The 22,511-nt window shown below is 44.8% G+C and carries 19 protein-coding genes; 10 read left to right on the top strand and 9 right to left on the bottom strand.

Annotation, left to right across the window (positions count from 1 at the left end):
• Positions 1-5 precede the first annotated feature (5 nt).
• The 6 genes from ACN0VI_RS03275 to ACN0VI_RS03250 all read right to left on the bottom strand — a co-directional run bounded on the left by ACN0VI_RS03275 (position 6) and on the right by ACN0VI_RS03250 (position 5,869).
• Positions 6-1,385 (bottom strand): MATE family efflux transporter, encoded by a 1,380-nt coding sequence (locus tag ACN0VI_RS03275; RefSeq protein ID WP_417445774.1) that lies wholly within the window; start codon positions 1,383-1,385, stop codon positions 6-8.
• A 374-nt stretch (positions 1,386-1,759) separates the two neighbouring features.
• Positions 1,760-2,410, bottom strand: a complete 651-nt coding sequence (locus ACN0VI_RS03270; RefSeq protein ID WP_417445773.1) for an SCO family protein — start codon at positions 2,408-2,410, stop codon at positions 1,760-1,762.
• 18 nt (positions 2,411-2,428) lie between these two features.
• Entirely contained in the window at positions 2,429-3,376 is a 948-nt protein-coding gene (gene cyoE, locus ACN0VI_RS03265; RefSeq protein WP_331892512.1) for a heme o synthase, read from the bottom strand.
• Positions 3,369-4,478: a COX15/CtaA family protein gene (locus tag ACN0VI_RS03260; RefSeq protein ID WP_417445772.1), complete on the bottom strand. Its 1,110-nt coding sequence runs from the start codon at positions 4,476-4,478 to the stop codon at positions 3,369-3,371. Before ACN0VI_RS03260 ends, cyoE begins: the two co-directional genes overlap by 8 nt.
• 13 nt (positions 4,479-4,491) lie before the next feature.
• The gene (locus ACN0VI_RS03255; protein ID WP_417445771.1) at positions 4,492-5,103 is read right to left on the bottom strand and encodes a hypothetical protein; all 612 of its coding nucleotides are present in this window, start codon (positions 5,101-5,103) and stop codon (positions 4,492-4,494) included.
• Positions 5,084-5,869, bottom strand: coding sequence for an SURF1 family protein (locus tag ACN0VI_RS03250; protein ID WP_417445770.1), 786 nt, complete (start codon positions 5,867-5,869; stop codon positions 5,084-5,086). The genes ACN0VI_RS03255 and ACN0VI_RS03250 overlap by 20 nt, the downstream gene beginning before the upstream one ends.
• 120 nt (positions 5,870-5,989) lie before the next feature.
• Here ACN0VI_RS03250 and ACN0VI_RS03245 point away from each other — a divergent pair, with 120 nt between their 5' ends.
• Together ACN0VI_RS03245 and ACN0VI_RS03240 are read left to right on the top strand one after the other, a co-directional pair.
• Positions 5,990-6,262: a twin transmembrane helix small protein gene (locus ACN0VI_RS03245; RefSeq protein ID WP_417445769.1), complete on the top strand. Its 273-nt coding sequence runs from the start codon at positions 5,990-5,992 to the stop codon at positions 6,260-6,262.
• Complete coding sequence (locus ACN0VI_RS03240) at positions 6,231-7,262, top strand: DUF3667 domain-containing protein (protein ID WP_417445768.1); 1,032 nt, start codon at positions 6,231-6,233, stop codon at positions 7,260-7,262. Before ACN0VI_RS03245 ends, ACN0VI_RS03240 begins: the two co-directional genes overlap by 32 nt.
• A 15-nt stretch (positions 7,263-7,277) precedes the next feature.
• On the opposite strand, the gene ACN0VI_RS03235 is transcribed toward ACN0VI_RS03240, so the two are convergent.
• Positions 7,278-7,991 (bottom strand): 3-deoxy-D-manno-octulosonic acid kinase, encoded by a 714-nt coding sequence (locus ACN0VI_RS03235; protein ID WP_417445767.1) that lies wholly within the window; start codon positions 7,989-7,991, stop codon positions 7,278-7,280.
• Between the two features lie 84 nt (positions 7,992-8,075).
• Here ACN0VI_RS03235 and ACN0VI_RS03230 point away from each other — a divergent pair, with 84 nt between their 5' ends.
• Positions 8,076-9,158 carry a glycosyltransferase family 9 protein gene (locus tag ACN0VI_RS03230; protein WP_417445766.1) on the top strand — a complete coding sequence of 361 codons (1,083 nt, stop codon included), beginning with the start codon at positions 8,076-8,078 and terminating at the stop codon, positions 9,156-9,158.
• A 275-nt stretch (positions 9,159-9,433) separates the two neighbouring features.
• Here the strand turns inward: ACN0VI_RS03230 and ACN0VI_RS03225 are convergent, their stop codons facing one another.
• Together ACN0VI_RS03225 and ACN0VI_RS03220 are read right to left on the bottom strand one after the other, a co-directional pair.
• A complete protein-coding gene (locus tag ACN0VI_RS03225) occupies positions 9,434-10,108 on the bottom strand; it encodes a winged helix-turn-helix domain-containing protein (RefSeq protein WP_417445765.1) in 675 nt (224 codons plus the stop codon).
• 408 nt (positions 10,109-10,516) lie between these two features.
• Positions 10,517-12,100 carry a hypothetical protein gene (locus tag ACN0VI_RS03220; protein ID WP_417445764.1) on the bottom strand — a complete coding sequence of 528 codons (1,584 nt, stop codon included), beginning with the start codon at positions 12,098-12,100 and terminating at the stop codon, positions 10,517-10,519.
• 273 nt (positions 12,101-12,373) lie between these two features.
• Here ACN0VI_RS03220 and ACN0VI_RS03215 point away from each other — a divergent pair, with 273 nt between their 5' ends.
• The 7 genes from ACN0VI_RS03215 to ilvD all read left to right on the top strand — a co-directional run bounded on the left by ACN0VI_RS03215 (position 12,374) and on the right by ilvD (position 22,184).
• Positions 12,374-14,284 (top strand): aminotransferase class I/II-fold pyridoxal phosphate-dependent enzyme, encoded by a 1,911-nt coding sequence (locus ACN0VI_RS03215; RefSeq protein ID WP_417445763.1) that lies wholly within the window; start codon positions 12,374-12,376, stop codon positions 14,282-14,284.
• A gap of 516 nt (positions 14,285-14,800) precedes the next feature.
• A complete protein-coding gene (gene ilvC, locus ACN0VI_RS03210; protein WP_417445762.1) occupies positions 14,801-15,817 on the top strand; it encodes a ketol-acid reductoisomerase in 1,017 nt (338 codons plus the stop codon).
• Between the two features lie 14 nt (positions 15,818-15,831).
• Positions 15,832-17,526, top strand: coding sequence for an acetolactate synthase 2 catalytic subunit (ilvG, locus tag ACN0VI_RS03205; RefSeq protein ID WP_417445761.1), 1,695 nt, complete (start codon positions 15,832-15,834; stop codon positions 17,524-17,526).
• Complete coding sequence (locus tag ACN0VI_RS03200) at positions 17,523-17,804, top strand: ACT domain-containing protein (protein WP_417445760.1); 282 nt, start codon at positions 17,523-17,525, stop codon at positions 17,802-17,804. Before ilvG ends, ACN0VI_RS03200 begins: the two co-directional genes overlap by 4 nt.
• A complete protein-coding gene (cimA, locus tag ACN0VI_RS03195) occupies positions 17,797-19,428 on the top strand; it encodes a citramalate synthase (protein ID WP_417445759.1) in 1,632 nt (543 codons plus the stop codon). The genes ACN0VI_RS03200 and cimA overlap by 8 nt, the downstream gene beginning before the upstream one ends.
• Positions 19,415-20,365 carry a branched-chain amino acid transaminase gene (locus tag ACN0VI_RS03190; RefSeq protein WP_417445758.1) on the top strand — a complete coding sequence of 317 codons (951 nt, stop codon included), beginning with the start codon at positions 19,415-19,417 and terminating at the stop codon, positions 20,363-20,365. The genes cimA and ACN0VI_RS03190 overlap by 14 nt, the downstream gene beginning before the upstream one ends.
• On the top strand, positions 20,358-22,184 hold the full coding sequence (gene ilvD / locus ACN0VI_RS03185) for a dihydroxy-acid dehydratase (protein WP_417445757.1): 1,827 nt from the start codon (positions 20,358-20,360) through the stop codon (positions 22,182-22,184). The genes ACN0VI_RS03190 and ilvD overlap by 8 nt, the downstream gene beginning before the upstream one ends.
• Positions 22,185-22,511 lie beyond the last annotated feature (327 nt).

Below are 22,511 nucleotides of genomic sequence, written 5' to 3'. Positions count from 1 at the left end.
AATCCTTAGCTCCTATCCTGTAGTGGCTCGCTATCCAGCGTAATGTAAGCACCTGCTCGAATACCGATTTTTAAGAATAGCACCGAACTGAGTGCTCGCAGTAGCATAAAGGCATAAAAAGCCCACCACAAGCCATGGTTGCCAAAGCTCTTGGTCAGGAAATACAAAGGCACAAAGCCGACAATGACTGCGATCAGCATCGAGTTACGCATCGCACTGATTTGCGAGGCACCAATAAAGACACCATCCAGCCAGAAGCTCCAGACTGATACCAACGCCATAAAGATAATATACAAATGGTATGGTTCAGAGGCTTCCACCACGCTATCAATAGTGGTAATTAAGCCAATAAACTCTTCAATAAATAACCAGAACACCAAAGCAAAAAGCACACTGACCAGCAACGACCAGAGGCCACCGACATTGACGCTGGAACGAAAATCTCGCCAATTATTGCGGCCAATCGCCTTACCTACTAAAGCCTCCACCGCATTGGCAAATCCATCCAGGCCATTAGCAATTAACAGCAGGAAATTCAGCAATATGGCATTGATCGCCATCACCTCATCGCCCAGCTCAGCACCACGCGCATGAATGGTAAAGAACACCAGCTCCAGCGCTAAGGTTCGAATCAGTAAATCGCCATTCAAGCTGAGTAAGCGTTTAAGTTTATGCCAGGCCAGTTTAAATTTCTCAGCGACGGGATATTTGGCCAACAGGCGCACCACATGATAGGCACCAAACGCAAAGCCGATGGCCTCGGCAATCACGCTGGCTAAAGCTACGCCCTCAACGGTCATACCCAGCCCCAGCACAAAGTAGAGATCGAGCACTACATTTAACAGGTTAATAATCAGCAGCATCCAGAACGGAATACGCGCAGTCTGCATACCCAGGAACCAGCCAATCATCACCGCATTGAGCAAACTAAACGGCAATCCCCAGATTCGAGTATTCCAATAAGTCAGAACACTCGACTCCACCTCAGGCGAACCCTCAATCCACCATAAAATTAACTCAATCAGCCAAGGATTTAACAATAGGGTCAGCAATGCCACCGACAATCCCAGCAAAGAAGATAAAAACAACCACTGCCGGATCGCCACATGATCGCCCGCACCATAAGCCTGCGCCACCAGGCCCGTAGTAATCATCCGCAGAAAACCCATGGTCCAGACAATAAACGTAAACAAAGCCGCACCCAAACCAACCGCAGCCAGATAAAATGGCTCCGGCAAATGGCCCATAACCGCCGAATCCACCAACCCCACCAAAGGCACCGTCATATTCGACAACAACATCGGCAACGCAATACGCCAAATCGCCGAGTGCTGATTACGACGGGTTAGGTCTTGTTTTAAGGTTTTATAGGTCCAGAGTTTCATGTTGTATTTGATGATTAGTGTTGGACTGATGAATAATCTTTGGATGGAGGTTTCGCCACTCGCCGGGCAATCTGTCCTCAAGCCGAGGATTGCGCTCTTTAATCCCCTTTATATTTAGCTGAGAAAAAATAAAGACATAGCTATTCAAATCTGGACGATTTGAATAGCTACATTCAGCACAGGGACGTGATGTATGTCGCGGTGCGTTAAGTGGCTTTAGTTTTGCGAAGGAAGTCATTCTTCGAATGACCTAAATAACGGGGTGCCCTTCTTTTGGCTACTTTTCTTGGTCACGCAAGAAAAGTAGCTCGCTGAGTAGCGAAAAATCACTGTTAATTACTGCTCAAATTCAGCCAACAATCAAAAGACAGAGATTAAAACTCTGACTGTTCCCTTAAGATCTCAAAATCCCTTGCCACAGTACTCACCAAATCTTCGCCCGGTAACACCTCATCTGGAGTAAGCAGTGCATAGCGACGACCTAGTGGATCGATTATAAACCAGCGTGCGGTGTGTTCAACCAGATAGTTATCCGGATCATCATGACCAGGTATCTTATAAAAGGTCACGCCGATGGATTCAGTTAGCTTGCGGGTTTCTTCTAAACCAGCATTGATACCAATAAAGTCTTTGTTAAAAGCAGGAACGTATTTATTTAATCGCTCCAGAGTATCGCGCTCTGGGTCGACTGAGACCATCACCACCTGAGTAGAACTTGCAATATCTTCTGGAAGTTTTTGCATCACCTGGTTGATATTGCTCATCGCTGTTGGGCAAACATCTGGGCAGGTGGTAAAGCCAAAAAAGACAATGCTCCATTTACCAACAAAGCTTTCCTGATTAAAGGTTTCGCCGTTATGGGTCTTGCCCTCAAACGGTGCTATCGCACGCGGTTCACCAAAGGTGCGCATCATTTGCATTTCTTTTGGTGCAAACAATAGCTGATAGGACATAACACCAGCCACTAGCGCAAGGACTGCCGATATAATAAAAATCATTCTGGCAAATGCTGAATTTTTCTGCATGTTAGCCTCTAGTCTAGATTAAAAGTTAATAAAGGGATCGACATAATGGTCGATCAATAAGAATGCGAATAAGAAGGTCAAATAGCCAATGGAAACACCAAAGGTTTTCATGGCAATGCCTTCACGCTCACGATACTTAAGTACCACCGTGTAATACAAAAACCAAAGCCCTAAACCCACTGCAGCAACCAGATAAATAATGCCACTCATACCCGTTAGGTAAGGTAGTAATGTCGACAAGATTAAGAGGACGGTATACAGAACAATCGAGGTCTTGGTGAAATCTTCTCCATGAGTGACTGGCAACATCGGAATTTCCGCTTTGGCATAATCTTCGATGCGGTGAATCGACAACGCCCAAAAGTGCGGCGGCGTCCAGGTGAAAATAATCAGCACCAGTAGCCAAGCATGCGGGTCGGCCGAACCGGTCACCGACGTCCAACCGAGTAGCGGCGGAATCGCGCCCGACAGACCACCAATCACAATATTCTGTGGTGTGGCACGCTTCAGGAACATGGTGTAGACAAAGGCGTAACCGACCAGACCGCCGAGCGTTAGCACAGCCGTTAATGGGTTAACCAGGAACCACAACATGGCCATTGCAACAATCGCCAACACGCTCGAGAATATCACCGCATTGCGAGGCTTGACCCGACCTTGCGCTACCGGACGCTGCATGGTGCGCGCCATCATGGTATCAATGCGTGCATCAACCACATGATTGACCACCGCTGCAGCACCTGATGCAAAGGCAATACCAAGAGTGCCAAAGATTAAAGCGTTTAATGGCGGAAACCAGCTTTGCGTCACATCATTGGCCAGAAACATACCCACTACCGCGGTAAAAACCAACAGATAAACCACTTTCGGTTTTGTCAGCTCGTAATAATCGCGCCAGGTGATAGGACGACCTTGGCTTTTCGGCGCACCCTCTGTAGTTTGGGTATGCTGATTCGAATTAGCCATGCTTGCCTCCCACTTGTTTTGGTTGTTTAAATTGCCAACTGACCAAAAAGTTAACTGCAATTAACGTTAATAATAAGATGACACCACCGCCATTATGGGCAACGGCCACATATAAGGGTAATGCGAAAATAATATTGCTGAAGCCGAGCAGCATTTGCCCGATCAGAACCAGTGCCAAGGCGCGTCCAAAGTGACGGATCAGCACGCTGTCTCTTTCGCGAATCATCAAGAAAGCCAATAAACCAACAACTAAAAAGACAATATAAGCACCAATACGATGGCTGACGTGAATCGCGACTTTTTGCTCGTGACTTAGAACGCCACCCTCGTAATTGATAAAAGACTCGCCCTGAGCTTTGGCTAAATCCGCTTCGAATTTTTCTTGCTCAAGCGCTTTAAACTCATCAAACTCAAAGCCCTTCTGCCACAAATCATAACCGCCTTTAAAGTCCACATTTTGCGTCCAGCCATCATTACAGAATGGTAACTTGGTACAAGCAGTTGCTGCATAGTTGGCTGCAGTCCAGCCGCCCAGCGCGATTTGCAGAATCACCAGCACAAAACTGACCATCGCCAACTTTTTAAACTTCTTGGCGACCACCTCCGACAAAGAAACAATCTTCGGTCTTAATTGTAGGATGTATAAAAACAGCAGCGATATGATTGAGAAGCCACCCAACAAATGCAACATAACCACAAACGGATGCACTTTTAAAGTTACTGTCCACATACCTAGCAAGCCCTGAAAGATGACCAATGGCAGTAAAATAGAGGGTAATAAGACTGGAATGGTTGGATCCTTGCGACGCCCTCTCCAGGCACCAACAAAGAGAATGATAATCACCAGGCCAATCGCTTTAGCAAAGTGACGGTGAATCATTTCAGGCCAGGCTTTATCAGCCTCAAAAACCTGATTGTATTTAACCTCGGCCTGTTTAATATATTCAGCGTCTTGCGGCACTGTGAAATGACCGTAACAACCCGGCCAGTCAGGACAACCCAGGCCAGCATCACTCAAACGAGTCCAGGCACCCAATAAAATCACACACAAAGCCAGTACGCTGGCAAAAATCGCAAACTTACGTAATGTTTTCTTTTGCATTGATAGTACCTACTTACAAACCTGTGGTCTTAATGGCGCGGCGTACATCATCACGCAGACCTTTGCTGCGCATGATTGCTTCCTGTTCATTGGCGACGGGTTCGTAGCGCATAAAGATATTGCCATGCACATCCATCAAATACACATTACCCGCTTCCAGCTGGGCACCGTCACCGATAGTCGGCTGGCCATTGCCACGCGCCAGGCGAAGCTGTTCACTATCCTGCACTTGATCTTCATAAATGATATCGTCAGGGAAAACGATTAAACGAGTCAGCTTGTCAGACTCTTTACCCAAAGTCGCGTGAGTTTGCGTCAGCCAGTGAATATTCAATTCGCAAGCTTCATCGCAAGTATTTTGCTCAGGGAAATAAACCCACCACCACTGAGTTTCGAAATCTCTGAAATGCAACGGCTCATCATCCACACCGAACCACTCAAACTGATCGAAGTGCGGATAAGGTGTTTGCAAAAGGGTGCCGTTATTCTTGGTCGCCATATGGAACCAGCCCATATGCATGGCCACATAGGCCAGAATGACTGGAGCGGCAAATACCAGAACCAGAGCTGAAACGACTTTTCGGTTTTGACTGCGTACTTTCGGGTCAACCGTTTGCTGACTCATCTTGTCTCTCTCGCTTTAGATTTAACACAATGAATAAAATGATCAGAACCAGCGCCATACCAAACCACTGAACCGCATAGGCAATATGCTTCTCAGGAGGACTGGCCACCAACTCCCACTGCCTGACAAAGGGCGAGCCGGGATCTGCCTGCTGCCTGACCACAAAAGGAGCGGTATAATACCCTATTTCGCCTGCTTTTTCTGCAAGAGTTTCCAGATCAAACTGGCCAATTAGCCAGGCATCATCAAACTTTTGCCACTGAGCGTTTTGCGCCACAACTTGATTAGAACCTTTCGAGAAATAGAGCTGGCCTGACAGCTGATTATCCGTAAATTTATGGATATCTGGCACTTTTTCATAAAAGTCCCGACGCGGAAGCCAACCCCGGCTCACCAATATATACTTCGGCAGCTTGCCCGAAGAGCCAGACTCAGTTTGCCACAGGGCATAAACCTCATAACCCAATCGTCCCTCATGCTTTTGATTGTCCACAACCAAATACACATCGCTAACCGGCTGACCGGCTACCGTGACTTTGGTCTGATCCGGGTTGTCTAATTGCAGCGCTTGCTCAAGACTGATACTTTGCTCGCTGGATTTTGCTTCGAGATTAGCTATCAACTGGCGTTTTTCTTCAGCACGATCCAATTGCCAGACTCCCAACCGCAATAAAACTGGCAACAGCAATAAAAAGGCAATGGTAGGGATCAGGGTCGGGGCAAAGAGGCGCCCAGCTAGCGAAATTTGAAACAAAGGTTTAGACAAAACAAGCCCTTAACATTCTACTGCTTCTGTTTTTATGGCCAATCTGCGTATAATGCGGCTCTAGTACCTATAAAATACGATCTGCCGCTGGCGGACTGGTTAAAAGCAAAGAATCAGATTATGTGGATTAAAATTTTACTCATTATATTGATGCTCGCCATATTATTCAGCCTTTTTAGAGGGCTGTTCTTTTTGGGTAAGGGCGACGAAGAATCGAGCAGAAAACTGGTCAAGGCGCTCAGCTGGCGTATCGGTTTATCTATCTTGTTGTTTATCATCGTAATTTTGCTACATTACTTTGGTGTTATAGAGTTAAGAGATAGCGTCCTACCAGTAGAAACGTCCGTGCAAGGAAGTAGCAATGAATCAATCCAAATCCCAAAATCCTGGTAAATTTTGCAATCAATGTGGGCAAAAGACCTTTCGCCCACAAAGAACCATCAAAGAACTGTTGGTTGAGTTTGTCGAAGACTGGCTAAACTACGACTCCAAGGTTTTCAAAACGGCAAGGATGCTGGCTAAGCCTGGCGCCCTGTCTCGCGACTATTTCAGCAATTCTCATCATAAGAATCACTACGTCACGCCAATCAAGCTTTATCTAATTCTGTCTATCATCTTCCTCTTAATGACCAAAGCTGGCGGCTTCAATGTCACCAATGTTCAGATTGGTGGCAATAACCTGACCGAACAGGAAAGAGCCGAAGTCCAGGAAGCATTAACCGACGCAAAAGAGCAGTTTGGTGATAACCCTGCTTTAAACCCTCAGGTACTGCAAGCAATAGACAATGCGCAAGCTCAGGCTGCCACAGAGGAAACTGACCCGGTTGCTCTAGCGCTCAATTGTCAATCCGAAGCCAAGGACGTATTTCATCTGTGGCCTAACTGGCTTGACCAGGCGCTGGAAGAACGGATAGATAAATTGTGTGAAACCTACCACAACATTTCCTATCTACCTGAAGATAAGCAGAAAGCCGCGCGCAGCGCGCTGGGACTTTCCATCGTCCAAAATATGATAGAGGTGATTCCACAAACCGTCTTGTTTGCACTACCCCTATTTGCTTTATTGCTGAGCCTTTTTTATCTATTTAAAAAACGCTTGTATGTAGAGCACCTAGTATTGCTGATTCACAGCCACAGCTTCATGTTCGCCATCATCCTTTTGTATTTAGGGTGGCATCAATTAGTGAATCTGGTGCCAATACTGGAAGTGCTGCATCTCGGTTGGTTTGTTTTCTTTGGCTTAATACTCTATCTGTTTTATGCACAAAAGAACTTTTATCAAACAGGGTACTGGGCAACTATTTGGCGCTTTCTGCTGTTTGGTTTGCTCTACATTATGATTTTTAGCTTTATGCTCATCGTAGCATTGCTAGTAGGATTGATGTCGACTTAACCGATAGCAAGTCAATCAGTCACCATAATAGCCTTTGACCAGATGATGCCAGTCACTTTCCTGCCAGTTGAAATCTGGAAATTTTGAAAGCTCCTTTCTAAGCGAGCGTTGTAGTCGCGCCAGATTAGTTTCCAACTTGGCTCTATTGTTAGCAATGAGCCGTCCTTTATCAAAATCGATCAACCAGAACTGCCCCTGATCATCTAGCATAATATTGTGAATGTTTAAGTCTGAATGATAGACACCTTTGTCGTGAAATTGCTTAATTAGCATTCCCACTGCTTTCCACTCATCAGCGGAAAGTGAACGCTGTCGCAAAATATGAAAAAGATCCTGAGTGTTTTTGATAAGCCCGATGATGATCGAAGCTCGGTAAGTAAAACCATTTTTTTCTACCATCAAAGCCACCGGATCAGGAACCGGCAACCCCTTTTTTCGCATCTTGCGCAACAAAGCAAGCTCACGATAAGCACGCGTCCGCTTCAGGCCAATGAAGAAATAAGAATCCTCAACCCACTTCGATAAGATACCGCCCCGGAAGTATTTTCTAAGCACGAACTGTTGGTCCTGCTGTTGAAAAAACCAGGTGGTATTTCGTCCGGTTGAATGTCCAATGATAGCTCCCTGCTCTGCTAATAGTTTTGCATCAAACCAGTCACTAGTAACTTTGTCGCGGTAGCGCTTTGTTGTCACCAGGAACCGATTTCTGTCAACTTGTTGAATTTTCACAGAAACGTAAACGGGACAGATGGTTGGTTTATTCCTTACTATACATTAAAATCGACGCAAGTCCCTAATTTTCAAGGTCATACTGTGTTAGAGAATTTCCCCCAGTCGCCACAAGCGATCTGCATTTTGCGCCTTTCTGCTATTGGTGACGTGTGTCACGCAGTATCGACCGTCCAAGCTATTCAGCGGCAATATCCCGAAGCATTAATTACCTGGGTTATTGGCAAAGTGGAAGCGCAATTATTAAAACACCTACCGGACGTCGAGTTCATTATCTTCGATAAAAGTAAGGGAGTTAAAGCTTACGCTGAATTGCGCAAGGCAATGAAAGGTCGACAATACGATATTCTATTGCATATGCAACTGGCATTCCGCGCCAACCTCGCTGCTTATTTTATCCCCGCCACCATTAAGCTGGGCTTTGAAAAAAAACGGAGCAAAGAATTACACTCACTGTTCGTCAACGAACACATCACTGATAGCAAGGGCATGCATGTATTAGAAGGCTTCAGAGATTTTGCTCGCGCCATTGGCGTGCCCGACAGCAAACCTTTATGGAATATCCCATTGCCACATGAAGTCGAACTGTGGGCCGACAATCAATTGCCCCAGGAGCCTTTCATCGTGATTTCACCTGGTGCCAGTAAAGCTGAAAGGAATTGGCTTGCTGCTCGCTACGCAAAGGTGGCTGACTATTGTCACAGCAAAGGGTATAAGGTGGTTATGACAGGCGGGCCAAGCAGTATGGAACGTGAATTGGGTGACAGTATTTTAAGTCACAGTAAAAGTCCTATTGTCGATCTAATTGGGCAAACCAACTTAAAGCAACTTTTGGCAGCGCTTAAAGCTGCTCAATGTGTTATTGCTCCTGATTCCGGGCCTGCTCATATGGCAGTCACTCAAGGCACACCCGTCATTGGTTTGTACGCTCATAGTAATCCCAGACGAACAGGCCCATACTTGTATTTGGATTATGTTGCTGATGCCTACACAAAAAATGCGACTCAGCAGCTTAATTGTAGTGTGGAAGAACTACCCTGGGGTTATCGCCTTAAAGGGGACAACCTGATGCAACAGATCTCTGTTGAACAGGTTACCCAATTAATAGAGCAAGCTTTGCAAAACGGTCTAGACAAAAATATTATAGATCAGGATCGTGACCAATAAGGCTGCAACAGCACCCTGACAGATAGTTAAAAAGACATCCTCTGCATCATACTCATGCTCATGTTTCGGCTTAACGACTCTTGGTTTCATGGATTCTCCTTGCTTCCGCTGTTATCCAGTGAGCTTATAGTATTCGACAATTTAGTCTGAATGTCCTGTTCAGAAACTGAAGCTTTTATGTCTTGCAAAAGCAATGACTTAGATCAAGCCGCTTGTATGATTTAAGAGATCCGCAAGGTTTTCCTAAGATCGGTGACCCATAAATAAAACGACTGTTACATAAATACGATATAAAGACTCTGCATGAAAAGCACCAATAGTAAAAGTAGCAGCAAAACCTTGAGCTTTTTACGGCTTTTTTTGGACTTTGGATACTCTCCCACTTTCTGAGTATTTATATAAAACTTTAATTTTATTGGTTTTAGTTCAGAAGACAATGCCAGTCGTTTAATTTTTTTCGGAGACTTAGTACTTTTATGTTCTATGCCAATTTTGCCATTAGATTTAGCCTCTGAAGCCGACACATGATCGTCGTGACGACGACCAAACTTCTGTCCGTACTGATCAAGCCCGTTGCCATTCTCATTCTCATTCTGATTTAAATCAAAGCCAATTGGCGATACCTGATAAGCCGGACTCATACTTAGCATATAACCCTGACGGGAAATCGTTTTCAGTTGCGGACTACGACACTCGTCAACCTGTCGAAATATTTTACGTAATTTTGAAATGCTGCAATAAATTGCATCATCAGTGATGGAAATACCATGCCAAACCTCATCAAGTAGATCATCCTTTGAAACCGGCTCTTCCGAGTGATTATAAAGGCAAATCAAAACCTGCATTACTCTAGGTTCAAGATCGAAAGCTTTATTGTCAATCGTAAGCCTGTTGAGGACAGGATCAACCTGCCAGTCTACAAGATTAAAGCATCGCTCAGTGTGAGGCATAGCCAGTTCCTTGTCTCTTGACGGGCTAAAGTATAGGGGACTCTAAAATCGAACTTCGAATCCTTATAGTATAAAAGACTTCAAAAGTTACCGACCTAAATTAAATTATACTGAAAATTATCATTCCTACCAGCAATACCGCAATAATAGCCCAGCAGGCATCCAGTACATAATCCTGCACATCAAACTCGTTGGTTTTGTTTGTCTTAGTGTTCATATCCGTACTCCTTTTACAATGAATCAACAATCTCTTGTTGGTACTTATATGACACGAGTTCGAGGAATTTTGTTGTGAGTAAATGTAACCGACTATTTCATTCTTGAATGAGCGGTTCTTTTTTACGGAAACCAGCTGTCAGTTATGCAAAATTTATGTAAGTAGACACATTTTCACATAATCTTTTAAGCTTAAAAGCTGGTAGTTGCGGTAATGCTGAAATCTACCCCACTAAGATAATCAGAGTTTACCGGTGATGCCACATTGATATTAACCAGATTACGTCCACTAGAACGTGAGAAGAATAGTCTGACGCCAAGCCCAACACCAACTAATGTACCCTCTTCTTGATTAGGATACAGCGTTTCGCCACGAGCCTGCCCAACATCGACAAATGCCGCAAACCCGACATCGATTAACTTGAATAAATTGATACCCGGATAATACCGCTTTTCCAGATTAACTAAGTAGGCCTGCTCGCCATGCTGATATTGCAATGGATAACCACGCAAACCACTTTCACCGCCAATCGCAATGGGTCTATCGATGAATGGATTTTTAGATCCCCAGAAATGCATCTTGGTGTACCAGATTCGAGTAGCCGAGGCATGGTAAAAATATTCATAGCCAGCAGAATAATAATAAGTCGGCTCAATTCCACCTTCGGGTTCAACACCATCACTGGTCAGCCATGAGGTATAGATATGCTCATTATTGATTTGGTTGGTATAGCGTGAATGCCAGTACCAATGAATGGCTTTTTGATACTCGCTATTGCTGGTATTAACACCCAGTCTTAAATTGTTTTGCCAACCCAACTGAACATCCTCGGTGCGGCCGATCAGATACAGGTTTTTGGTTTTGATGAAATCATCATCAAGATATTCAATCCCAAACCAGGGGTAAGTAAAGTTCCGCTCTTCCGGCAAACCGACTGTCATCGTCGTTGCCAAAAAACTATCTTCGCGTTGAGTATAACCCACCAGATATCGAAGCGTTCGGTCATTGACTAACCCCTCGGAATAGCCGTAAGAAAGTTCAAGGTGGTCAATCTCATGATTAAACGCATTGACCTCTTCATCATTACTATAGATGGTGTCTTCCCGACGCTCGCTATTGAGGTAGAGACCCGCTCCCCAAGTATCCTCCAGGGTATAAAACGGTTTATCCAATCCTAGTGAGTATTGCTCTCCATCGGAGGTATCGGACAATACTAAAGAAGCTTGCAGATGGTGCTCGGTAGAAACTTGTGAAGCAAGTATCAGCGAATATCCAGTTCTCTCTTGCTCCTTAAAATATTGAATTGTCGTTCTTAGTCCATGCCCCAATAAGTTTTCATCCTGAATTCCATAGGAATATTCGGTTACCCCGCCTTCTCTACTCACGTCTACAGTTGGCAGTAGCGTCCAGTTTTCCCAAGTTTGAACCTTAACAATAACACCATCACCGCTATCAGACTTTTGCCAGCTCACCTTCGCATCTCGCAGAAATGGCTTACCGCGTAATATCCTTTCAGCTTCATCAAAATTACGCACTAAAACATTGTCACCTTCTTTGAACGGTAATAATCGAGAAATCACATATGGGCGAGTATCAACATGCAGCTTATCAGCCGTTTCATACAGCCAGCCGGTGCGCTCTTCATCGCTAAAGATAGGGTTAATTTCGATATTGATTTTTTCAATGGTGACTCTATCTTCACTTTTAGCAGCGCAACAAAGTGCTAATACCAATATTATAAATATTGTCTGGTAAGTTGTTTTTTCTATTGCCATACAAACCTTCAAACCGGCTCCCTTTTAAGTGTGTTCATCTATTAGCTTTCCCTTGCCTCCATCATAGTGCTACTTTTCTTGAATGTCATGGATTGAATTTTTCTAACTTTCAGATTCAAACCAACCATATAACAACTCCAATTACCAGTTCTTTTAATTACTTCCTGTTATTGGCTTTTACAAGGTTGTCGAGTACTACTAAATGACTTTGCTTTATATCCACTTTTGCTTGTATGCTTGGGCAATACTTTAGACGTTAATCGGACAAACATCGTGCTACCTTTACTTAAAATTCTCCTGAACGAAGATGACGGTTCTATTCTTTCAGAATTATCAACTAATCTGACCAAGACCATTGCCAACTTTGAACGTACCGACGTAGCTCTTGAGGTAATTAATTGCTCTGACCTGAAAACCGGGATTCAGCACATTCGAGAGGATGGTGATATTCAGGCAGTTATTCTGAGCTGGCAGATTCGCGAAAATAGTATAGCTAATCGTTATGCCCAGTTTATTACCGAGTTAAAATCTATTCGTCTTGAGTTACCGGTTTATGTTTTGGGTGATGATAGTAAAGGATTGGACATTGTGAATGAGTCTGAGGATATTGAATCCTTCTTCTTCAAGGATGATGTTTTATCCGATCCTGAGTCCATTCTTGGCTATATCATTAACGACTTTGATGACCGATGCGAAACACCCTTTTGGACTGCATATAAGCGTTACGTAGCCGAGTCTAATGATTCCTGGCATACACCCGGCCATAGTGGGGGCGCCAGTTTTAGAAACTCTCCCTACATCAGCGACTTTTATCAGTTCTACGGACGTAATGTTTTTGTTGGTGACCTGTCCGTCTCTGTAGACTCTTTAGGCTCACTATCCGACAGCACAAATTACATTGGCCGTGCCCAGCAAGCGGCGGCGGTGACCTTTGAAGTCAAGCGGACTTACTTCGTTACTAATGGCTCTTCAACCTCGAACAAAATTATTCTGCAAACACTATTGCGCAAAGGTGACAAGGTCATCATTGATCGCAACTGCCATAAGTCAGTGCACTACGGCATTTTACAATCAGGTAGCATGCCAATTTACCTATCCAGTATTCTCAATCCTAAATATGGTATTTTTGCACCACCGTCACTGGCTGATATGAAACAAGCTATAGAGCAGAATCCTGACGCCAAACTATTAGTACTGACCGGCTGTACTTACGATGGCTTGCTCAGTGATTTGAAGCAGGTGGTTAAGCTGGCCCACAGCCACAACATTAAGGTCTTTATTGATGAGGCTTGGTTTGCCTATTCCTTATTCCACCCAGAATTCCGTGACTATTCAGCGATTAACGCCGGTGCTGACTATGTTACCCATTCTGCCCACAAGGTAGTGTCAGCCTTTTCTCAAGCTTCTTACATTCATATTAACGACCCCGACTTTGACGAAGATTTTTTCCGTGAGATCTACAGCATCTACGCTAGTACTTCACCGAAGTATCAGCTAATCGCCTCGCTCGACGTGTGCCATAAGCAATTAGAAATGGAAGGCTATAAAATCCTCAATGCCTTGCTTAATCATGTGACTGAATTCAAGGAACAGATGGCCAGCCTGAGTAGAATCAAAGTGCTGGATAAAGATGACTTTGAAAAACTCTTCCCACATTTTGCATCCGATAACATGGGTCATGATCCTCTTAAAATTCTAATAGACATTAGTGATTTACCCTACTCACATAAAGATATTCATAAATACCTGCTGGACGAGGTCGGACTCGAAATTGAGAAATACACCCACAGCACCATTCTGGTTTTACTCACTCTTGGCGGCACTCGTTCCAAAATTATTCGTCTTTATAACGCATTAAAAAAACTGGATAGCGGTCGCGTAAAATTAACCACTGCCAGTCGTCGTTCTAAAATCCCTAACAACCTGCCACCCATCGAACTGGCCTGCTTACCCAATGAAGCCTTCTTTGGCGCGCGTGAGTGTATTCAAATTTCTGACACCGAAAACCGTATTTGCGCAGGATTAGTAACGCCTTATCCACCCGGTATACCATTACTGGTTCCTGGCCAAATTATAAGGCGAGAACAACTGGAGTATCTATCAGCGCTAACAAACCAGAACCTTACAATTCAAGGTAGCTTCGATGGCGAAATCTATGTATTAAAACAATCTGAAGAAGCTTAATCTCTTGAGACGGCTTCTTTTGTATTTTTTTTTCACGCTTCATACTTCTTGCCAGACCAATGGCTTATAACCAAAAAGTAGTTTGCATAAAAAAAACACTGTGTTAATCTCAGCTCAACAACTGAGCGAAACTATACAAACGGAAAGTTGAAACCAATGCTAAAACAAGCCCTGAACATTATTCTGATTAACTTACTCGTGGTGATTCTATTACCGCGACGAGGGCTTGTGTGAAATAAAAAATAGCACACAATATCCAAGCCCTCGCACTGAAAAGTCCGAGGGCTTTTTTTTACCTTAAAGAATGTTAACACTCGAACGAATTAGGAATTATTAACGTAATTATGAACTTTATAACATCAATTATTATCCTCGTTTTGATCATTGTGGTGATTTTATTACCGCAACGGGGGCCCTATTGAAGTTAGAAAGTTACTTCAACTACCCAAGCCCCCGCACTGAAAAGTCCGGGGGCTTTTTTTTGCAATACCATTTAACAACAAAACTGGAGACACTATGAAAGTCAGCTACGACAAAGATATCAACACAGAGGCACTCAAAGACAAGAAACTGGTGGTGTTAGGTTATGGGTCGCAAGGCTATGCCCATGCCAATAACCTCAAAGACAGCGGTTTTAACGTCACAGTTGCTTTGCGCGAAGGATCTTCAACCTTTAGCAAACTTGAGAAAAGCCAGCTCCCTGGAGCAACTTTGAGTGAAGCCTTGCAGGATGCCGATCTAGTGATGATGCTACTGCCTGATGAGCATCAGGCTGAGGTGTATGAGGATTTCGTTAAGCCTCATTTAAAGCCAGGAGCAAGTTTAGGTTTTGCTCATGGCTTTAATATTCACTTCAACCAAATCACTCCTCGCGATGATCTTAATGTATTTATGGTAGCGCCAAAGGGCCCAGGACATACGGTGCGTTCAACTTACACCGATGGCAGTGGCGTGCCCTGCCTGGTAGCAGTTCATCAAGATGTTACCGGCAATACTCGAGAACTCGCCTACGCTTATGCCAGCGCTATTGGCGGAGGTCGTGCTGGTGTGATTGAAACCAGCTTTAAAGAAGAAACCGAAACTGATCTGTTTGGCGAGCAAGCAGTGTTATGTGGTGGTACCGCCGCTCTGGTGCAAGCCGGCTTTGAAACTTTAGTCGAAGCAGGTTACTCGCCTGAAATGGCTTATTTCGAGTGCCTTCATGAATTAAAGCTGATCGTCGATCTGATGTATGAAGGCGGCATTAACACAATGCGTTATTCCATTTCGAACACTGCCGAGTACGGTGATCTGACCCGTGGTAATCGTCTGGTAACCGATGACACCAAAGTCGCCATGCGAAAAATTCTACAAGAAATCCAAAGTGGTCAGTTTGCCAAAGAATACATCGAGGACTGCCGCAACCACTACCAAACCCTGCATCAGCTGCGAGCCAATCATGCGAACCATCCGATTGAAACGGTGGGTTTGCAACTGCGCCAGATGATGCCCTGGATCCGTAAGAAGCCATTGGTCGATCACACTCTTAATTAACGAAGGTTATCATTATGCGCGGCGCGGAATATTTAATACAAACCTTAAAAGAGCATGGTGTCGATCTGGTCTTTGGTTATCCAGGAGGTGCCATCATGCCGGTTTACGATGCACTGTATGAAAGCGGCATCAAGCATGTTTTGTGCCGCCATGAGCAAGGTGCTGCATTTGCAGCCGATGGTTATGCTCGCTCCAGTGGCCGATTGGGTGTTTGCATAGCAACCTCAGGTCCCGGCGTGACTAACTTAATTACCGGAATTGCCAACGCTCATATGGACTCGGTGCCTATGCTAGCCATAACCGGACAAGTGGCATCGAACCTAATCGGTACTGATGCGTTTCAAGAAATTGATGCGTTTGGTTTATCGCTATCGGTAGTCAAGCATAGCTATTTAATCAAACGCATTGAAGACTTACCGGCTATGCTCAACGAAGCAATTCACATAGCACAAGAAGGCAGGCCGGGGCCGGTCATCGTTGATATCACCAAAGATGTTCAACAGGCTTTGCTCCCGACAAGCTATTTGAACCAGCCTTATACCAATGTGTCCACTCAATTGGCATCGGTGCAACAGCCTGATAGTCATAATTATGAAACAGCCTGCGCACTGATCGCCGCCAGCAAAAAGCCACTGGTTTATGCCGGTGGCGGAGTTGCCATTGCTCATGCCTGCAGTCAACTCAAGGCACTGGTTAATCAATTGAAACTACCCACTGTCACCACCTTGAAAGGCATTGGCACATTGGAGTCTCGCCATCTTTACAACCTGGGTATGTTAGGAATGCATGGTACTAAAGCCGCCAATATGGCTGTACAAGAATGTGATTTGCTGCTGGTGGTGGGCGCGCGCATGGATGATCGTGCGACAGGTAATCTCGCACAATTTGCACCCCATGCTCAAGTCATTCATATCGATTGTGATAAAGCTGAAATCAATAAACTGCGGACTGCAACGGTTAGCTTAGTTGGATCAATGCAGCCGATTCTTCAACAACTATCACTGCGTACGGCAAATTCTCAGCAGACAGATGACAAAGCTCAGTGGCTTAAATGGTGCCTTAATAACAAGCAGCAGTTGGCGTTTCGCTATGACGCTCCCCAGCAAACCATTTACGCACCTCGACTGCTCAAAAAACTGTCGAAACAATTGTATGACACAAAAGCCATTGTGACCTGCGATGTGGGGCAGCATCAGATGTGGGTTGCCCAGCATATGGACTTTAAGCACTGTTACCAGCACTTAAGCAGTGGCGGTCTCGGCGCTATGGGTTATGGCCTTCCTGCAGCGTTAGGAGCCAAGTTCGCGATGCCTGATCATACCGTCATTAATGTTTCCGGTGATGGCTCTATCATGATGAACATTCAAGAGCTGGCCACCCTGAAGCGTTACCGGACACCGGTCAAAATTTTGCTTCTGGATAATCAGCGACTGGGCATGGTTCGCCAGTGGCAGACGCTCTTTTTTGAGCAACGTTTCAGTGAAACTGATCTGTCAGACAATCCAGACTTCACTCAGGTTGCTCATGCATTTGGTTTACGAAGCCAAAGCATTTCACACTCATCCCAAGTTGATGATGCGCTAAGCGAATTTCTAAATTCCGAAGAAAGCTATCTTCTGCATGTAGCAATCGACCCTAACGATAACGTATGGCCACTCGTTCCACCGGGGAAAAATAATTCACAATTTATAGAGGACACGCCAGCATGAATGCACCAGCCATTAACCACTGTACCGTTAAGCTTTTTGTTCGTCAGTCCACAGGCAGTTTAGAACGTATCCTGCGTTTAGTCCGACAGCGTGGATTTGATGTTAATTATTGCCTGGCTAAAGAGGAACAACTCGAAGATGGTATGAGTATCACCTTAAATCTTAGCGGCTCCAGACCGACTGAAAATCTATTCCATCAACTGAATAAACTGATCGACGTGGTTGAAGTTTATCAGCCTCATCCATTAAAAATGCGGAGCTGTCTGGGCAATGAATAAGTCATTATATTTATACGACACCACCTTGAGAGATGGCGCTCAGTTTAAAGGCATCAGTTTTTCTTTACAGGATAAGTTATCAATCACTCAGCTGCTGGATGACTTTGGTATGGACTATATTGAAGCGGGCTGGCCGGGTTCTAACCCGAAAGATGCGGCCTATTTTGAACAAGCCAAAAACTTAAACTTAAAGCATGCAACGCTGGTTGCTTTTGGGGCAACGCGAAAACCTGATATAAAAGTGCAACAGGATCCACAAATCCAGTCGTTATTATCAGCCGACACGCCAGCAGTGGCTCTAGTGGCAAAGTTCTGGCAGTTTCATATCGAGAAAGTGTTACACACCAGCTTGCAAGAAAATCTGAATATGATTTTCGATTCGGTTGCCTTTTTTAAACAACAGCATAAAGAATTGATTCTGGATGCAGAGCATTTTTTCGATGGTTTCAAAGACAATCCTGACTATTGCATTGAATGTTTGCAGGTTGCCATTGATGCTGGCGTTGATAACGTCACCCTATGTGATACCAACGGAGGAACATTGCCGCAAGAAATTGCAACCATCACTCAAACAGTTGCTCAACAATTTCCTCGATTAAAGTTAGGCATACATTGCCATAACGATTGTGAGCTGGCGGTAGCAAATAGCTTACAGGCGGTTAACTCTGGTGTATCACTCATTCAAGGCACCATTAATGGCTATGGTGAACGATGCGGGAATGCCAATCTGGTTTCCTTAATTGCGAACTTGATGTTAAAGGATGCGAATACACGCTTTGCTTTTAACGCTACAGTCAAAGCCTCAAAGCTAACTAAACTATCTAATGATATTGCCAATATCGCTAACATTCCTTTAAAAGCCGAAGCTGCCTATGTCGGCAACAATGCCTTCTCGCACAAAGGTGGTATTCATGTAGCAGCGATTGCCAAAGCAAGTCGCACTTATGAACATATTGCGCCCAGTGCGGTGGGCAATCAGCGTGATATTGCAGTATCTGAGTTGTCAGGACGCTCTAACATCAAACTCCAGGCTAAAAAATTAGGGCTGGATGTTTCTCTCAATTTTCAGCAGGTTCTCGATAGCATTAAAGAACTGGAACACTCCGGGTTTAGTCTTGAAAATGCATCCGGTTCGTTTGAAATGTTGGTGCGTAAACATGACATAAGCTTTGTGCCGCATTTCTCTATTTTAAATATCCAGATTAGTACGGTTGATTTCAATCAGCCGAATCAAAACAAATCGGAACTTTGCACTGCAATCGTCAAATTAAAAGTTAAGCAGAAAATTAGTCATGTAGTCGCTGAGGCAACGGGGCCGGTTGACGCATTAAACCTTGCTTTGAAAAAAGCACTGTCCGAGTTTTTCCCTAGCGTCGCAAAAATGAAACTGACCGATTATAAAGTATCGATTATTAACCCGGAAAAAGCTTCTGCTGCCACCACCCGCGTCTGGATTGAATCGGGTTACCAGCAACAGCGCTGGGCCACTATTGGTTGCTCCGACAACATCATTAAAGCTAGCACTCAGGCACTGGTAGATAGCTACCAACTCTTTTTAATTAAATTTGCAGATTTATCACAAACAACTTCCAGTAAAGAGGTGATTCCCCATGGCAACACTTAATCCGCCCCAATACATCTGGTTTAATGGAAAAACCATTCCTTGGCAGGATGCAACCGTGCATGTTCTCACGCATGCCCTTCATTATGGCTCTTCAGTGTTCGAAGGCATCCGCTGTTATGAAACCAGCAAAGGCCCCGCATTTTTCCGGCTCCATGAACATATTGAGCGTCTGTTCCTTTCTGCCAAAATTTATCGCATGAGCATCCCCTATTCGGTGGATGACTTATTAAAGGCTTGTCATGAAGTGGTGAGCCACAATAACTTACGCAATGCCTATCTTCGACCCATTGCATTTTGTGGTTATGGTTCGATAGGTGTTAATCCTAGTAAAAACCCAGTTGAAGTTTCTGTCGCCGCCTTTCCGTGGGATTCTTATTTGGGTAACGACTCAATTGAGAAAGGCGTTGATGTTTGTATCTCATCATGGAACCGTGTTGCTCCCAACACCATCCCCGCCGCTGCCAAAGCTGGTGGTAATTATTTATCCTCACAACTCATCGTCGAAGAAGCGACCCGCAAGGGTTACGTCGAAGGCATAGCGCTCGACGTTAATGGCTATATTTCTGAAGGCTCCGGGGAAAATATTTTTGTGGTAAAAAATAATACCTTGTATACCCCACCTTTTACTGCCTCGATCTTGCCTGGAATCACCCGCGACACAGTGATCACCTTAGCGCGACAAATGGGTTATCAAGTGGTCGAACAGAATATGACTCGTGAAGCTTTGTATCTAGCTGATGAAGCCTTTATGACTGGCACTGCTGCCGAAATTGTACCGATTAAAAGTGTTGATGATTTGTTAGTAGGCTCGGGTTCACGAGGTCCTATCACCGAACAATTACAAGCTGCTTTTTTTGGCTTATTCAAAGGTACCACACCTGATGAGCATGGTTGGTTGCAAGCCGTTACCCAAGTTGAGGATATCTCTTATGCCTGATTATCGTTCCAAGACCTCAACTCATGGCCGCAATATGGCTGGCGCCCGCGCTTTGTGGCGAGCCACCGGTGTTAAAGATAATGACTTTGGCAAACCGATTATTGCCGTGTGCAATTCCTTTACTCAGTTTGTGCCAGGTCATGTCCACCTGAAAGATATCGGTCAACTGGTCGCTCGTGAAATTGAGCAGGCCGGAGGCATCGCTAAAGAATTTAACACTATCGCCGTTGATGACGGCATCGCCATGGGGCATGACGGTATGTTGTACTCCTTACCGTCTCGCGAAATTATTGCAGACTCTGTTGAGTATATGGCTAATGCCCACTGTGCCGATGCCCTGGTCTGCATATCAAACTGCGACAAGATTACCCCCGGTATGCTGCTGGCAGCCATGCGTCTTAATATCCCGGCAATATTTGTTTCTGGCGGGCCGATGGAAGCGGGCAAAACTAAACTGTCGGATCAACTGATCAAGCTTGATCTGGTAGATGCCATGGTCGCCGCAGCTGATGACAATATCACTGATGAGGAAAGTGAACAGGTTGAACGTAGCGCCTGTCCCACTTGTGGTTCCTGTTCCGGCATGTTTACCGCTAACTCAATGAACTGCCTCACCGAAGCCCTGGGTTTAGCGTTGCCCGGCAACGGTTCTATGCTTGCAACTCACGCAACCCGCAGAGAATTATTCCTGACTGCCGGTCGACAAATTGTTGAGCTGTGCAAAAGTTATTACCAACAAGATGATGAAACCGTCTTGCCACGCAACATTGCTAACCGAAAAGCCTTTCTCAATGCCATGAGCCTGGATATTGCGATGGGCGGTTCAACCAACACCGTCTTACACCTGTTAGCGGCAGCTCATGAAGGCAATATCGATTTCAACCTTAAAGATATTGATCGCCTGTCTCGACAGGTTCCGAATTTATGCAAGGTCGCTCCCGCCACTAAAAACTATCACATGGAAGATGTCCATCGCGCAGGCGGCGTCATGGCGATTCTCGGTGAGCTAAAGCGCGGTAATTTATTAAACCTGAATCAGCCCACCATATTGCAGAAAACCATCGGCCAAGTTATTGAGCAGTGGGATATCCAAACTGCAACCGATGATAAGGTCAAAGTATTTTATCAGGCTGGCCCGGCAGGCATTCCAACCCAGCAAGCCTTTAGCCAGTCGTGTCAATATGATGCTTTGGATAATGACCGTAGCAATGGCTGTATTCGCGATATGGAACATGCATACAGCAAAGATGGTGGCCTCGCAGTTTTGTACGGCAATCTTGCAGAAAATGGTGCCATCATTAAAACCGCCGCCGTCTCCCCAAATCTGCTCACATTTACTGGCCGCGCCCGCGTCTTTGAAAGTCAGGACAGCGCCGTTGCCGCCATTCTTAACGACCAGATCCAGAAAGGTGATGTGCTAGTGATCCGTTACGAAGGCCCAGCCGGTGGCCCCGGAATGCAGGAAATGCTTTACCCCACCAGCTACCTGAAATCGAAAGGTCTCGATAAGGACTGCGCCCTGATAACTGATGGACGCTTTTCCGGCGGAACCTCAGGGTTATCGATAGGACATGTCGCACCCGAAGCCGCCAGTGCAGGCATGATTGGCTTGGTAGAAGATGGTGATCTGATCGAAATCGATATTCCAAACCGCCTCATGGAACTCAAGGTTAATAGAGACCAGCTGGAACAGCGACGAGCGCAGCAGAATAATCTTGGCTGGCATCCGAAAAATCGCCAACGCCAGGTTTCAACCGCATTAAAAATCTATGCACAACACGCCACCAGCGCAGACACCGGAGCGGTTAGAATGCTTTAGTATTTTTTGTCATAAAATAACGCAAAAAGAAATATTTGTGTTTTAAGCTTGGGGCTAAGAGCCCAACATTCATAGCGTTAACTCAATTAGATGTGTTTGTCGTTAGTTCTTATCGGCCAAACGCTATGAATGTTCCTTTAACACTCTGAATTATTTATTATTTTTTGTGGGGATCCGTCAGACTCTGCCCCCATGAATACTGTCTCCATTAATATACAGAACCATAAGTATTGGGCTTGTATTTGATCCCACTAATTATTAAGTGACTTTTTCCAAGCTTTTTATATATGATCAGTATAGTACTCTATACTATTAATATATTGACGC

Source organism: Kangiella sp., from assembly GCF_048265365.1.
Taxonomy (GTDB): Bacteria; Pseudomonadota; Gammaproteobacteria; order Enterobacterales; family Kangiellaceae; genus Kangiella.
Note: the sequence above shows the minus strand (reverse complement) of the source record. Positions and strands in the feature narration are given on the sequence as shown.

Bases quoted from the DNA above. Each gene is read 5' to 3' on its own strand.
- ACN0VI_RS03245 (WP_417445769.1), top strand. From the start codon at position 5,990: ATGTGGATTAAAATTTTACTCATTATATTGATGCTCGCCATATTATTC.
- ilvG (WP_417445761.1), top strand. From the start codon at position 15,832: ATGCGCGGCGCGGAATATTTAATACAAACCTTAAAAGAGCATGGTGTC.
- ilvC (WP_417445762.1), top strand. From the start codon at position 14,801: ATGAAAGTCAGCTACGACAAAGATATCAACACAGAGGCACTCAAAGAC.
- cimA (WP_417445759.1), top strand. From the start codon at position 17,797: ATGAATAAGTCATTATATTTATACGACACCACCTTGAGAGATGGCGCT.
- ACN0VI_RS03225 (WP_417445765.1), bottom strand. From the start codon at position 10,108: ATGCCTCACACTGAGCGATGCTTTAATCTTGTAGACTGGCAGGTTGAT.
- ACN0VI_RS03220 (WP_417445764.1), bottom strand. From the start codon at position 12,100: ATGGCAATAGAAAAAACAACTTACCAGACAATATTTATAATATTGGTA.
- ACN0VI_RS03260 (WP_417445772.1), bottom strand. From the start codon at position 4,478: ATGCAAAAGAAAACATTACGTAAGTTTGCGATTTTTGCCAGCGTACTG.
- ACN0VI_RS03270 (WP_417445773.1), bottom strand. From the start codon at position 2,410: ATGCAGAAAAATTCAGCATTTGCCAGAATGATTTTTATTATATCGGCA.
- cyoE (WP_331892512.1), bottom strand. From the start codon at position 3,376: ATGGCTAATTCGAATCAGCATACCCAAACTACAGAGGGTGCGCCGAAA.
- ACN0VI_RS03200 (WP_417445760.1), top strand. From the start codon at position 17,523: ATGAATGCACCAGCCATTAACCACTGTACCGTTAAGCTTTTTGTTCGT.
- ACN0VI_RS03255 (WP_417445771.1), bottom strand. From the start codon at position 5,103: ATGAGTCAGCAAACGGTTGACCCGAAAGTACGCAGTCAAAACCGAAAA.
- ACN0VI_RS03240 (WP_417445768.1), top strand. From the start codon at position 6,231: ATGAATCAATCCAAATCCCAAAATCCTGGTAAATTTTGCAATCAATGT.
- ACN0VI_RS03275 (WP_417445774.1), bottom strand. From the start codon at position 1,385: ATGAAACTCTGGACCTATAAAACCTTAAAACAAGACCTAACCCGTCGT.
- ACN0VI_RS03190 (WP_417445758.1), top strand. From the start codon at position 19,415: ATGGCAACACTTAATCCGCCCCAATACATCTGGTTTAATGGAAAAACC.
- ilvD (WP_417445757.1), top strand. From the start codon at position 20,358: ATGCCTGATTATCGTTCCAAGACCTCAACTCATGGCCGCAATATGGCT.